The sequence below is a fragment of the Streptomyces sp. CNH189 genome (assembly GCF_000527195.1).
In genome coordinates this window covers 55,573-69,179 of sequence record NZ_AZUS01000015.1, presented here as the reverse complement: position 1 = coordinate 69,179, position 13,607 = coordinate 55,573, and the positions used below count along the sequence as shown (strand labels likewise).

The window sequence follows — 13,607 nt, the reverse complement described above, 5'->3', positions numbered from 1 at the left end:
GGCCGAGCAGCACGGCCATTCACGGTAATCGGGGTATCTGACTTGAAAATCGGCATTCAAGGCGTCCGCCTCCGCAGAGCCGCCGGCGTCGTCGTGACCACCGGCGCCGTGCTCGCCTCCGGCGCCCTCTACGCGGCGCCGGCGCAGGCCGCCGCGCCCGTTCCGCCCGTCGTCGCCAAGGGCGGCTTCGTGATGAACAACGCGAACGGAAAGACGCTGTACACGAAGGGCGGGGACATCCGCCGCTCCACCGGTTCCACGACGAAGATCATGACCGCCAAGGTCGTGCTCGCGCAGAAGAACCTGAACCTGAACTCCACGGTCACGATCCAGAAGGCGTACAGCGACTACATCGTCTCCAAGAACGCCTCCTCCGCGCGGCTGATCGTCGGCGACAAGGTCACCGTGCGCCAGCTGCTGTACGGGCTGATGCTCCCGTCCGGCTGCGACGCCGCCTACGCGCTGGCCGACAAGTTCGGCACCGGCAGCACGCGCTCCGCGCGCGTGAAGTCGTTCATCTCCAAGATGAACGCGGACGCGAAGAAGCTGGGCCTGAGAAACACCCACTTCGACTCGTTCGACGGCATCGGCAACGGCAAGAACTACTCCACGCCGCGCGACCTGACGAAGATCGCCAGCAGCGCGATGAAGAACGCGACCTTCCGCTCCCTCGTCAAGACGAAGAAGTACACGGCGAAGACGAAGACCAGGACGGGCGGCACCCGCACGATGGCGCCGTGGGTCAACACCAACAACCTGCTGAGCAGCTACAGCGGCACCATCGGCGTGAAGACCGGCTCCGGCCCGACGGCCAAGTACTGCCTGGTGTTCGCCGCGACCCGCAAGGGCAAGACGGTCGTCGGCACCGTCCTCGCCTCGTCCTCCTCCGCCCAGCGCGAGAAGGACGCCAAGGCCCTCATGAACTACGCGTTCAGCAAGATCTGACGGACGACGTCACCACGGGACGACAGGGCCCAGGGACGACGGGAGGGGCGCCGCACACCGTGCGACGCCCCTTCTGTCATGTCCGGCCGTCAAGCCCAGGTCATCAGCCGCTTCGGCTGTTCCAGGACCGCCGCCACGTCGGCCAGCACCTTGGAGCCGAGCTCGCCGTCGACCAGGCGGTGGTCGAAGGACAGCGCGAGGGTGGTGACCTGCCGGGGCTTCACCTTGCCCTTGTGCACCCACGGCTGGAGCTTGATCGCGCCGACCGCGAGGATCGCGGACTCGCCCGGGTTGAGGATCGGCGTGCCCGTGTCGACGCCGAAGACGCCGACGTTGGTGATCGTGACCGTGCCGCCCTGCATCGCCGCCGGGGAGGTCTTGCCCTCCCGCGCCGTGGACACCAGTTCACCCAGGGACCCGGCCAGTTCCGGCAGGGTCTTGGCGTGGGCGTCCTTGATGTTCGGGACGATCAGGCCCCGCGGGGTGGCCGCCGCGATGCCCAGGTTGACGTAGTGCTTGACCACGATCTCCTGGGCCGCCTCGTCCCACGAGGCGTTGATGTCGGGGTTGCGCCGGATCGCGACCAGCAGGGCCTTGGCGATCAGCAGCAGCGGGTTCACCCGCAGGCCGGCGAACTCCTTGTCCTGCTTCAGCTCCTCGACCAGCTTCATGGTGCGGGTCACGTCCACCGTCACGAACTCCGTGACATGCGGCGCGGTGAACGCCGAGCCGACCATCGCCGCCGCCGTGGCCTTGCGGACGCCCTTCACGGGGACGCGCGTCTCGCGCGCCGTGTCGTACGACGCCGGGGCCGCGGCCTGGACGGGCGCGGCGGCCGGAGCCGGTGCCGCCGGCTGCTGCGGGGCCGCCTGGGCCGCGGCCACGGCCGCGTGCACGTCCTCGCGGGTGACGACGCCGTCCGGGCCGGTCGGGGTGACCGTCGCCAGGTCGACGCCCAGGTCCTTGGCCAGCTTGCGCACCGGCGGCTTCGCCAGCGGACGCTGCGCGGGGGCGGCCGGGGCGGCGGGGGCCGCCGGAGCCGCCCCGTGGCCGTTCAGCTCGGACTGGACCGCGGAGGCGGCCTGCTGGGCCGCCGGGTCCTGCGCCTGCTTGCGCGGGCGGCGGCGGGTGGAGGACGTGGCGACGCCGTAGCCGACCAGCACCGGCTGGCGGGCCGCGGGTTCGGCGGGCTGCTCCGGCTCGGCGGCGGGGACGGGGGCCGCGGGGGCCTCCTCCCGCGCCGGGGCCGCGCCGCCCGCGACCTCCACCGCGATGATGGAGGTGCCCACGTCGACCGTGGTGCCCTCGGGGAAGTGCAGGGCGCGCACCACTCCGTCGTAGGGGATGGGCAGTTCGACGGCCGCCTTCGCCGTCTCCACCTCACAGACCACCTGGCCGTCGGTGACGGTGTCACCGGGCTGGACGTACCACTTGAGGATCTCGGCCTCGGTGAGGCCCTCGCCCACGTCCGGCATCTTGAACTCGCGTACGGACGCGTTCGTCATCGTCGTCACGACCCTCTCCTCAGTACGCCAGCGAGCGGTCGACGGCATCGAGCACCCGGTCCAGGTCCGGGAGGTAGGACTCCTCCAGGCGGGCCGGCGGGTACGGCGCGTGGTAACCGCCCACCCGCAGAACCGGGGCCTCCAGGTGGTAGAAGCTGCGCTCGGTGATCCGGGCGGCGATCTCCCCGCCGGAGCCGAAGAACACCGGCGCCTCGTGGACGACGACCAGACGGCGGGTCTTCTCCACCGACGCCTGGATGGCGTCGAAGTCGATCGGGGAGACCGAGCGCAGGTCGAGGACCTCCAGGCTGCGGCCCTCCTCGGCCGCCGCGTCGGCGACCTCCTGGCAGAGCTTCACCATCGGGCCGTACGCGGCGAGGGTCAGGTCCGTGCCCTCGCGGACCACGCGCGCCTTGTGCAGCGGGCCGGGGATCGCCTCGCTGTCGACCTCGCCCTTGTCCCAGTAGCGGCGCTTCGGTTCGAAGAAGATCACCGGGTCGTCGCTCTGGATGGCCTGCTGCATCATCCAGTACGCGTCCGACGCGTTCGACGGGGAGACGATCTTCAGGCCGGCCACATGCGCGAACAGGGCCTCCGGCGACTCGGAGTGGTGCTCCACCGCGCCGATGCCGCCACCGTAGGGGATGCGCACGACGACGGGCATCTTGACCTTGCCCAGCGCGCGGGCGTGCATCTTCGCGAGCTGCGTGACGATCTGGTCGTACGCCGGGAAGACGAAGCCGTCGAACTGGATCTCCACCACCGGGCGGTAGCCGCGCAGGGCCAGGCCGATCGCGGTGCCGACGATGCCCGACTCGGCGAGCGGCGTGTCGATGACGCGGCTCTCGCCGAAGTCCTTCTGCAGGCCGTCCGTCACCCGGAACACGCCGCCGAGCTTGCCGACGTCCTCGCCCATGACGAGGACCTTCGGGTCCGCGTCCAGCGCACGCCGCAGCGACTCGTTGATCGCCTTGGCCAGGGCCATCTTTTCCGCCATGTCACTTACCCCCGTCTTCGTCCGCGAACGACGCCTGGTAGGCGGCGAACTGCGCCCGCTCCTCGTCCACCAGCGCGTGGCCGTCCGCGTACACGTTCTCGAAGATGGCGAAGTGGTCCGGGTCCGGCATGGCGCGGACCGCTTCGCGCACTCGTTTGCCCAACGCCTCGCTCTCGGTCTCCAGTTCCGCGAAGAATCCCTCGTCCGCGTGGTTTGAGACCTCGAGGTGGCGGCGGAGACGCAGGATCGGGTCCTTCGCCTCCCAGGCGGCCCGCTCGTCGTCGTGGCGGTAGCGGGTGGGGTCGTCGGAGGTGGTGTGCGCGCCCATGCGGTACGTGAACGCCTCGACGAGGGTCGGTCCCTCACCGGCGCGGGCCCGCTCCAGGGCCCACTTGGTGACGGCGAGGTTCGCCAGCACGTCGTTGCCGTCCACGCGCACGCCCGGGAAGCCGAAGCCCTGCGCGCGCTGGTACAGCGGGACGCGGGACTGCTTCTCGGTCGGCTCGGAGATCGCCCACTGGTTGTTCTGGCAGAAGAACACCACCGGGGCGTTGTAGACCGCGGAGAAGGTGAAGGCCTCGGCCACGTCGCCCTGGCTGGAGGCACCGTCGCCGAAGTAGGCGATGACCGCGCTGTCGGCGCCGTCCTTGGTGATGCCCATCGCGTAGCCCGTGGCGTGCAGCGCCTGGGAGCCGATGACGATCGTGTACAGGTGGAAGTTGTTGCCGTTCGGGTCCCAGCCACCGTTGTTGACGCCGCGGAACATGCCGAGCAGGTTGGTCGGGTCCACCCCACGGCACCAGGCGACGCCGTGCTCCCGGTAGGTCGGGAAGACGTAGTCGTCGTCGCGCAGCGCCCGGCCGGAGCCGATCTGCGCCGCCTCCTGCCCGAGCAGCGAGGCCCACAGGCCCAGCTCGCCCTGGCGCTGGAGGGCGGTGGCCTCCGCGTCGAAACGACGGGTGAGCACCATGTCGCGGTACAGACCGCGCAGGTCCTCGGCGGTGATGTCGGCGACGTACTGGTCGAACTCGGCGTTCTTGACGCGCTTGCCCTCGGGCGTCAGCAGCTGGACGAGGGCGGGCTCGGCGCTCTTCCCTGCGCCTGCGGCCTTCTTCGTGGTGCTGGTGGTGCGCTTGGTGCCGGTGGTGCCGGCCTTGCTTCCGGCGCTGCGTCGCGGTGTGCGCGCGGCAGTGCTCTCCACGGTCACTTGTGCTCCTCCGTCGGTCCGGCCCCCGGGGTTGCCGGTAGGCCAGTGCGGCTCACCTGTTCTCGACCACCGGGCACGGGGTGGGTGCCACTCGGCCGGGAACAGGCGTGACAGGTGCCCCGGCGAGCGCCCTGCACAAAGCACGTTACCCAGTGCTCCACATTTCTGTGAAACCCCCTCTGACCTGCGATTTTGCTTGGATATCCAAGTAAATCGGGGAAGGCCCGGAAGGCGCGCTGGTCACAGCCTTGCAGGAGGCCGGAGCAACGGCACGTTATCCCGGCCGGGCCGGGCAGGGAAGAGCCGACTTTCCCGTCGGCACGGCGTGCCGCCGGGGTTGTCACGGGGTGCCGGACCAGGCCGTCCGGGCCATCGGTGGAAGTGCGGGGGCGGAACCCGCCCCCGCACGACGGAACCCACCCGCGAAGATCGCGGGTGGGTTCGTACGCCGGTTACTCGCCGCCGTCCGGCGGGTCCTCGCCGTTGCCGCCGCTGTTGCCCTCCGTGCCGCCGGTGGCCGGCGGGGGCGTGCTGGGCGGCGGCTCCTCCGTCTCGGGGTCGGTGGGCGTCGTCTGTTCACCGGTCGGCTCGCCCGTCGGGTCGCCGGTCGGCTCCTCCGTGTCCGGCTGGCTCGGCGTCCACGACGGCTCCTTCGACGGTGTCCAGCCGCCGTCGCCGCCCGAGCCCCAGCCCGGGTCGGTGCCCGGGTCCGTGGCCTCCTCGGTCGCCTCGTCGCTCGGCGACTCGCTGGCCTTCTCGTCCTCGGTGCTCTGCGTGACGGACGGCGAGGTGTCGGTCTTGCCGCCCTCGCCCCCGCCGCCGCCGTTGTTCAGCGCGAGGGCGACACCGGCCGCCACGGCGATCACCGCGAGCATCGCGAGGATCCACAGCTTGCCGCGCCCGCTGCCCTTGTTTCCGTGACCCTCGAAGCCCCCGTCGTCCCCGCCGCCGTAACCGGAGGGCAGGATCGGCTGCGGGATGGCCGTCGTGCCGGCGGCGTCCGGGTGCGGCATCGCGGCCGTACCGGCGTAGCCGGCCGCCGGGGTGCGCGGGCCCTCGTGCATGTCGACCGGGCCGGTGTTCCAGGTGCCGGTGTGGCCGCCCTGGTCGTAGAGCATCTGCAGCGCGTACTGGACCAGCCCGCGCATCTCCTCGGCCGTCTGGAAGCGGTCGTCGGGCTCCTTGGCGAGGGAGCGCATGACCAGCCCGTCCAGCTCCGGCGGGCAGGCGTCGGAGGCCTCCGACGGCGGCGTGGGGATGTCCTGGACGTGCTGGTAGACCACCGACAGCGGCGTCTCACCGGTGAACGGCGGACGCAGCGCCAGCAGTTCGTACATCAGGCAGCCGGTGGCGTACAGGTCGGAGCGGTGGTCGACGGCCTTGCCGAGCGCCTGCTCCGGGGAGAGGTACTGAGGGGTGCCCATGACCATGCCGGTCTGCGTCATCGTCGTGGACGCGCCGTGCAGCGCGCGGGCGATGCCGAAGTCCATCACCTTCACCGCGCCGTTGTGGGTGATGATGACGTTGGCCGGCTTGATGTCACGGTGCACGATGCCGTGCTGGTGCGAGTAGGCCAGCGCCTCCAGCACACCCGAGACGATGATCAGCGCCTGCTCGGGGCCCGGGGCCTCGGCGTTCATCAGCAGGTCACGGATGGTGCGGCCCTCGACCAGCTCCATCACGATGTACGGCACCGACTGCCCGCCGACCGTGTCCTCGCCGGAGTCGTACACGGCGACGATCGCGTGGTGGTTGAGCCCGGCGACCGACTGCGCCTCGCGCGTGAAGCGCGCCTTCGACACCGGGTCCTCGGCCAGATCGGAACGCAGCAGCTTCACGGCGACCGTGCGCCCGAGGCGCACGTCCTCCGCGGCGAACACCTCGGCCATGCCGCCCCGGCCGAGCCGGTGCGTGAGCCGGTACCGGCCGTCGCCGACCAGCCCGCCGTTGCCCCAGTTGTCCGGCGCGTCCGAGATGCCGCCGCCAGTCGCCTCGGGGTCGGACGGGCCCTGAGCGCGCTGCTGCTGTGCCATCAGTCCTCGCCGTCGTTTCTGCCCGCGGTGCGCGCGGTGTTGTTACGGTCTCCGTCGGCCACGCTACAGCCTTCGCCGGGGCCTCCGGTCCGGGACGGGCTGCCGGGACCGGCACGAGACGGACCGGTCATCAAACCCGCTCCCCGTACTGTCGTGCAAATTCCGTGTACCGGCAGTACGACCGCTGTAACGCTTCCGCGACGCTTCTTTCGCGTACGGTCACGGAACGGGCACCGCGCTTGACGTGTCGGTGCCCTGGGGCAGACTTGGCCGGGAATAACACTTTCGATCTACGACGAACAGTCACCGACGGCGGCGCCGGACGCCGGAGAGGCTACGGGGGACGCAAAGCATGAGCCAGGACGGCGCACAGGGCCGGCACACGGGGCGGGCGCTCGCCGGCGGTCGTTACCAACTGCGGGACCTGCTCGGCCAGGGCGGCATGGCCTCGGTGCACCTCGCCTACGACTCGGTGCTCGACCGTCAGGTCGCCATCAAGACGTTGCACACGGAACTCGGCCGGGAGCAGGCCTTCCGCGAGCGCTTCCGCCGCGAGGCCCAGTCCGTGGCGAAGCTCACGCACACCAACATCGTCTCGGTGTTCGACACCGGCGAGGACGACGTGGACGGCATGACGACGCCGTACATCGTCATGGAGTACGTCGAGGGCCGCCCGCTCGGCTCGGTGCTCGACGAGGACGTACGGCAGCAGGGCGCGATGCCCGCCGACAAGGCCCTCAAGATCACCGCCGATGTGCTGGCGGCGCTGGAGATCAGCCACGAGATGGGGCTGGTCCACCGCGACATCAAGCCCGGCAACGTGATGATGACCAAGCGCGGTGTGGTCAAGGTGATGGACTTCGGCATCGCCCGCGCCATGCAGTCCGGCGTCACCTCGATGACGCAGACCGGCATGGTCGTCGGCACCCCGCAGTACCTCTCCCCGGAGCAGGCGCTCGGCCGGGGCGTCGACGCGCGCTCCGACCTCTACTCGGTCGGCATCATGCTGTTCCAGCTGGTCACCGGCAGGCTGCCGTTCGACGCGGACTCGCCGCTGGCGATCGCCTACGCGCATGTACAGGAGGAGCCCCCGCTCGCCTCCTCCGTCAACCGCTCGCTGCCGCCGGCCGTGGACGCGCTGATCTCCCGCGCCCTGAAGAAGAACCCCAACGAGCGGTTCCCCAGCGCGGAGGCCATGCGCGGGGAGTGCCTGCGGGTGGCGCAGTCCGTCCATGCGGCCCCGCCGAGCATCGTGCCCGGCTCGCAGACGCCGAGCGGCGCCGGTGTCGGCTCCGCGGTGTTCCCGCCGGTCGACCAGGCGCACCAGGCGCCCCCGGGCAGCGTCCAGACGCCGTACCAGCCGACGCCCCCGCCGCCGCACCCGTACGGCACCCCGGCACCGGCCACGCCCTCCCCGACGTACGGGTACCCGCAACAGGGCGGCTACCCGACACCCGCGGCGACGCCGTACGCCCAGCAGGGCGCGTCGACCCCGCCGCCGTACACGATGTCGCCCCAGGCCTCCGGCAACGGCAACGCGGGGCGCGGCGGCCGGAACACCCCGGTGATCATCGGTTCGATCGTCGTCTCGGTGCTGGCGGTCGGCGGCCTGATCGCGGCGCTGCTCATCAACAACAACGACGAGGACCCGCAGGCCGGTGGCGCGTCGCCCTCGGCGACCAGGGCCGAGGGCTACCGCGGGCCGGACGCGTCGAAGACGATCGACCCGGACAAGTGCGAGGACCCGCAGGAGTCGTACAACGACCCGGAGAAGGTCCAGCTGCCCAACTTCAAGTTCAAGCACATCGCCTCGGTGAAGGCGTGCTTCCAGGCCGCGGGCTGGGGCAACAACCTCAAGATCGTCAAGGTCGACGAGAACACCTACGGCGACGGCTCGATCCGCGAGCAGTTCCCACCGCCCGGGACGGACGTCGACCCGGAGGACATGCCGCAGATCACGCTCAAGGTCTCGACGGGCAACCCGCCGTCCTGACCCGGCCGCTCCGCCACGGGGCGGAGCGCGCGCAGACATACGGAAGGGGCCCGGCATCCGTGCCGGGCCCCTTCGTGCGGTTCGGGTCGTTCGGGCGAGGCGTAAGGGCCTCCCGCGTGTCGGCGGGCACCGACGGGCGGGCCCGCGCCTCAGCGGGTGCTTACAGGTAGGGACCGCCCGAGCGGCCGCCCGGGTTGGCGTCGTCCTCCGGGCCCTCCGAGACACCCGGCGGCAGCGCGCGACGCATCTGCTCCAGCTGCGCACGGGCGGCCATCTGCTGCGCGAAGAGCGTCGTCTGGATCCCGTGGAAGAGGCCCTCCAGCCAGCCCACCAGCTGGGCCTGCGCGATGCGCAGCTCCGCGTCGCTGGGCGTGGTCTCGTCCGTGAAGGGCAGGGAGAGCCGCTCCAGCTCCTCGACCAGCTCGGGGGCCAGGCCGTCCTCGAGCTCCTTCACCGAGCTGGCGTGGATCTCCTTGAGCCGGGCCCGGCTGGCCTCGTCGAGAGGAGCCGCCCGCACCTCCTCCAGCAGCTGCTTGATCATGCTGCCGATCCGCATGACCTTCGCCGGCTGCTCCACCTGCTCCGTCACCGGGGTCTCACGGGAGTCCTCGTCGCCCTTGCCGCCGCTGAGCGCCATACCGTCCTGGCCGACGACCAGGATCTGCGGATTCTCCGGCGACCGTTCGTTCCTCGGCATCTCCATGGGGCCATTGTCGCGCACACCCCGTTCACACCGTGGTGCCGCCCCCGGTAGCCGCCGTGGACGCGGGGTCCTTCCGACGGCCCTGTCCGACATGCCGGGTCCGCCCGGCGGTGCGAGGCTGTTGGCGTCCATCCGGCCCATCTTGCCGACGGTGCGGCCGAGCACCGGCCGGCGCGGGAGGTCACGGTCGTGACTCCATGGCTGCGCGTAATGGGAGCGAGTCTCGTTCTGGGGGCGGGGGCGGCGGTGCTGCCCTTCGGCCCGGTCGCCGGGCCGCCCGGTACGGCCGGTGTGGCGTACGGGGCCGAGCGGACGCCGCCGGGCATCGCCGCCCCCCGGAGCGCCGCACCACGGTCGGACGCCGACGACCCGCGGAGCGCTCCGCCGCCGTCGGAGGCCGACGACCTCCGGAACGCCGAACCGCGGTCGGTGTCCCGCTCCCCCTCCGCCCCGTCCTCCGTGTCGCCCTCCACCTCGCCCTCCGCGTCCCGTGCCGGGAGCGGCCCCGGTGAGGGCCGGGAGCGGCCAGGGCGGCAAAAGACGGCGTCCGAGGAGTCCCGGGACACCACTCCACCCCGGCGCGGGCGGGAGACGGAGGAGGGCGAGGGAGCCCGCGACGCGGCCGGACGGCCCGACGACGGGGCCCGGCGGCCGAACGCCCGGCTCGACGCGACCAGCCCGGCGCAGGACCCGGCCGGTGCCGCGGACACGGACTCCGGCGGCGCCGATCTGCCGGCCTCCTCCGCCGCGGCCCCGGTGCCCGCCACCTCGTCGGCGGCCGCGGAGCCGAACGCCGTCGCCGGCACCGAGGCCGCCGTCGAACCGGTGCTGCGGATCCTGCCGCTGGGCAGCGGCCTGGTCCTGATCGGGCTCGGTCTCGCCTGCGCCTTCCTCGGGCTGAGGATGCGGCAGGAGCGCGGGGTGCGCTGAACCCCGCGCCCGGGCGGCCGCGCTCAGTTCGGCGTGACCAGCAGAACCTTGCCGATGTGGGAGCTGTCCTCCACCACCCGGTGCGCCTCGGCCGCGTCCGGCATGGGGATCTCCCGGTCGATCACCGGACGGACGTGACCGTCGGCGACGAGCGGCCACACGTGCTCCCGTACGGCCGCGACGATCGCCGCCTTCTCCTCCAGCGGGCGGGCGCGCAGCGTGGTGGCGCTGATCGCGGCACGCTTGGCGAGCAGGGCGCCGATGTTCAGCTCGCCCTTCACCCCGCCCTGCATGCCGATGATCGCGAGGCGGCCGTTGACGGCCAGGGCCTGGACGTTGCGGTCCAGGTACTTGGCGCCCATGTTGTCCAGGATGACGTCGGCGCCCGCGCCGTCGGTGGCCTGCTTCAGCTCGGCCACGAAGTCCTGCTCGCGGTAGTTGATCAGGATGTCGGCGCCCAGTTCGGCGCAGCGCTCCAGCTTCTCCTTCGTCCCCGCGGTCACGGCGACCTTCGCCCCCACGGCCTTGGCGAGCTGGATCGCCATGGTGCCGATGCCGCTGGAGCCGCCGTGCACGAGCAGCGTCTCGCCGGGGCGCAGATGGGCGATCATGAAGACGTTCGACCAGACCGTGCAGACGACCTCGGGGAGCGCCGCCGCCCGGTCGACGGTCAGCCCCTCCGGGACGGGCAGCAGCTGTCCGGCGGGCACAGCCACCTTCTCGGCGTAACCGCCGCCGGTGAGCAGCGCGCAGACCTCGTCGCCGACCGCCCAGCCGCTCACCCCGGGACCGATCTCCGCGATCCGGCCGGAACACTCCAGACCGGGGTACGGGGACGAGCCGGGCGGAGGGTTGTAGAAGCCCTGCCGCTGCAGGATGTCGGCCCGGTTGACCGCGCCGGCCACCACCTCGACGAGGACCTCGCCCTCGCCGGCCACCGGATCGGGAACCTCGTCCCAGACCAGCGCCTCGGGCCCACCGGGTTCGGGAATCGTGATCGCATACATGAAGGGGACGGTACTCCCGCCCCCGTACCCGCGCCCGGGACACCCCGCACCCCCAGAAGCACAAGGGACTGCACACCCCCAGGGGCGCGAGGAACTGCGCAAACGGGGTCCGGGGGCGAAGCCCCCGAAAGCCCCGCACCCGACACGGGGACACGGCCCGCACCGGAAAACCGCACCCACAGAAGCGCAGGGGGACTGCACACCTCCAGGGGCGCGGGGAACTGCGCGAACCGGGGCCCGGGGGCGGAGCCCCCCCGGACAACCCCGCACACGGCGCGCACGCCGAAAATCCGCGTGCGGTACCGATGAGTTTGCGCGACGGTAAAGGTCTCTCCATGCGTAGCCCAAGCACGCGGAAGGACCCGAAGCATGAGCACGCAGACGTCCGGCACGGCGATCGAGACAGCGGGGCTGGTCAAGACCTTCGGTGAGACACGGGCCGTCGACGGGGTCGACCTCACCGTGCCGACCGGCACGGTCTACGGCGTCCTCGGACCGAACGGCGCGGGCAAGACCACCACCGTGAAGATGCTCGCCACCCTGCTGCGTCCGGACGGCGGTGAGGCGCACGTCTTCGGCCACGACGTCGTGCGCGACGCGGACGCGGTGCGCGCCCGCGTGAGCCTCACCGGCCAGTACGCGTCGGTGGACGAGGACCTCACCGGGACCGAGAACCTCGTCCTGCTGGGACGGCTGCTCGGCCACCGCAAGCCCGCGGCCCGCGACCGCGCCGCCCAGCTCCTCGAGGCCTTCGGGCTCACCGAGGCGGCGGGCAAGCAGGTCAAGCAGTACTCCGGGGGCATGCGGCGCCGCATCGACATCGCCGCGTCCATCCTCAACACCCCGGACCTGCTGTTCCTCGACGAGCCGACCACCGGTCTCGACCCGCGCAGCCGCAACCAGGTGTGGGACATCGTGCGCGCGGTGGTCGCCCAGGGCACCACGGTGCTGCTGACCACGCAGTACCTGGACGAGGCCGACCAGCTCGCCTCCCGGATCGCGGTGATCGACAAGGGCAAGGTGATCGCCGAGGGCACCAAGGGCGAGCTCAAGGCGTCCGTGGGCGCCGGCTCCGTCCATCTGCGGCTGCGCGACCCCGACCGGCGGCCGGACGCCGAGCGGCTGCTGCGGGACCTGCTGCTCGCGGAGGTGCAGCTGGAGCCGGACCCGGTGGCGCTGACCGCCCGGCTGAACGCCTCGACCAGTGACAGCGCGGCCGACCAGGCGGCACGCGCGCTCACCGAGCTGTCCCGGGCCGGCGTCACCGTCGACAACTTCTCCCTCGGCCAGCCGAGCCTCGACGAGGTCTTCATGGCACTGACCGGACACGACACCGGCGCCGCGGACGGCCCCGGCACCGACACGAAGGACGAGGTGGCGGCATGAGCACGGCCACGAGCACGGAGACCAAGGAGCTCGCGCCCGTCAGTGCCGAGTCCCTGGCGGCCCTGCTGGTCGCCAAGGAGCGCCCGCCGCGGCCCAGCTCCCTGTCGACGTCCCTGACGTTCGGCTGGCGCGCCATCCTGAAGATCAAGCACGTGCCGGAGCAGCTGTTCGACGTCACCGCGTTTCCGATCATGAACCTGCTGATGTTCACGTACCTCTTCGGCGGTGCGCTGGCCGGTTCACCGAAGGACTACATCCAGTTCGTCCTGCCGGGCATCCTGGTGATGTCGGTCGTCATGATCACCATGTACACCGGCGTCTCGGTGAACATCGACATCGAGAAGGGCGTCTTCGACCGCTTCCGCTCGCTGCCGATCTGGCGGCCCTCGGCGATGGTCGGCTATCTGCTCGGCGACGCCCTGCGCTACACCATCGCCTCCGTGGTGATGCTCACCGTGGGGCTGCTGCTCGGCTACCGCGCCGACGGCGGGGTCCACGGCGTGCTGGCCGGGATCGCGCTGCTCCTGCTGTTCTCGTTCGCCTTCTCGTGGATCTGGACGATGTTCGGGCTGCTGCTGCGCACCGAGAAGTCGGTGATGAGCGTCAGCATGATGGTGATCTTCCCGCTCACCTTCCTGTCCAACGTCTTCGTCGACCCGCGCACCATGCCGGGCTGGCTCCAGGCGTTCGTCAACAACAGCCCCGTCACGCACCTGGCCTCGGCGGTCCGCGGACTCATGGCCGGTGACTGGCCGGCCGCCGACGTCATGTGGACGGTGGGCTGGGCGGCCCTGTTCGTCGCCGTCTTCGGACCGGTCACCATGCGGCTGTACAACCGCAAGTAGCCCGGCCAGGACGCGGTACGGCCCCGAGGACGCGATCCCCGGGGCCGTACCGTTGC

At 71.5% G+C, this 13,607-nt stretch carries 11 protein-coding genes; 5 read left to right on the top strand and 6 right to left on the bottom strand.

Annotated features, from left to right (window positions below; translation table 11 throughout):
* Positions 1–42 precede the first annotated feature (42 nt).
* A complete protein-coding gene (locus B100_RS0120690; RefSeq protein ID WP_024886330.1) occupies positions 43–945 on the top strand; it encodes a D-alanyl-D-alanine carboxypeptidase in 903 nt (300 codons plus the stop codon).
* Between the two features lie 89 nt (positions 946–1,034).
* Here the strand turns inward: B100_RS0120690 and B100_RS0120685 are convergent, their stop codons facing one another.
* The 4 genes from B100_RS0120685 to B100_RS0120670 all read right to left on the bottom strand — a co-directional run bounded on the left by B100_RS0120685 (position 1,035) and on the right by B100_RS0120670 (position 6,687).
* Positions 1,035–2,450: a dihydrolipoamide acetyltransferase family protein gene (locus B100_RS0120685; protein WP_037723187.1), complete on the bottom strand. Its 1,416-nt coding sequence runs from the start codon at positions 2,448–2,450 to the stop codon at positions 1,035–1,037.
* A 19-nt stretch (positions 2,451–2,469) separates the two neighbouring features.
* Entirely contained in the window at positions 2,470–3,447 is a 978-nt protein-coding gene (locus tag B100_RS0120680; RefSeq protein ID WP_024886328.1) for an alpha-ketoacid dehydrogenase subunit beta, read from the bottom strand.
* 1 nt (position 3,448) lies between these two features.
* Positions 3,449–4,654, bottom strand: coding sequence for a pyruvate dehydrogenase (acetyl-transferring) E1 component subunit alpha (pdhA, locus tag B100_RS0120675; RefSeq protein WP_024886327.1), 1,206 nt, complete (start codon positions 4,652–4,654; stop codon positions 3,449–3,451).
* Between the two features lie 452 nt (positions 4,655–5,106).
* Positions 5,107–6,687, bottom strand: coding sequence for a protein kinase domain-containing protein (locus B100_RS0120670; RefSeq protein ID WP_024886326.1), 1,581 nt, complete (start codon positions 6,685–6,687; stop codon positions 5,107–5,109).
* Between the two features lie 352 nt (positions 6,688–7,039).
* Here B100_RS0120670 and B100_RS0120665 point away from each other — a divergent pair, with 352 nt between their 5' ends.
* Positions 7,040–8,680 (top strand): protein kinase domain-containing protein, encoded by a 1,641-nt coding sequence (locus tag B100_RS0120665; protein WP_024886325.1) that lies wholly within the window; start codon positions 7,040–7,042, stop codon positions 8,678–8,680.
* 160 nt (positions 8,681–8,840) lie between these two features.
* Here B100_RS0120665 and B100_RS0120660 read toward each other — a convergent pair whose 3' ends face one another.
* Positions 8,841–9,383, bottom strand: coding sequence for a bacterial proteasome activator family protein (locus tag B100_RS0120660; RefSeq protein ID WP_024886324.1), 543 nt, complete (start codon positions 9,381–9,383; stop codon positions 8,841–8,843).
* Positions 9,384–9,593: 210 nt separating this feature from the next.
* Between B100_RS0120660 and B100_RS0120655 the strand changes: the two genes are divergently transcribed.
* Positions 9,594–10,313, top strand: coding sequence for a hypothetical protein (locus B100_RS0120655; RefSeq protein ID WP_158686731.1), 720 nt, complete (start codon positions 9,594–9,596; stop codon positions 10,311–10,313).
* Positions 10,314–10,336: 23 nt separating this feature from the next.
* On the opposite strand, the gene B100_RS0120650 is transcribed toward B100_RS0120655, so the two are convergent.
* On the bottom strand, positions 10,337–11,320 hold the full coding sequence (locus B100_RS0120650; RefSeq protein WP_024886322.1) for an NAD(P)H-quinone oxidoreductase: 984 nt from the start codon (positions 11,318–11,320) through the stop codon (positions 10,337–10,339).
* Positions 11,321–11,689: 369 nt separating this feature from the next.
* Here B100_RS0120650 and B100_RS0120645 point away from each other — a divergent pair, with 369 nt between their 5' ends.
* Both B100_RS0120645 and B100_RS0120640 read left to right on the top strand, forming a co-directional pair.
* Positions 11,690–12,706 (top strand): ATP-binding cassette domain-containing protein, encoded by a 1,017-nt coding sequence (locus B100_RS0120645; RefSeq protein ID WP_024886321.1) that lies wholly within the window; start codon positions 11,690–11,692, stop codon positions 12,704–12,706.
* On the top strand, positions 12,703–13,551 hold the full coding sequence (locus B100_RS0120640) for an ABC transporter permease (protein ID WP_024886320.1): 849 nt from the start codon (positions 12,703–12,705) through the stop codon (positions 13,549–13,551). Before B100_RS0120645 ends, B100_RS0120640 begins: the two co-directional genes overlap by 4 nt.
* The last annotated feature ends 56 nt before the right edge of the window (positions 13,552–13,607 follow it).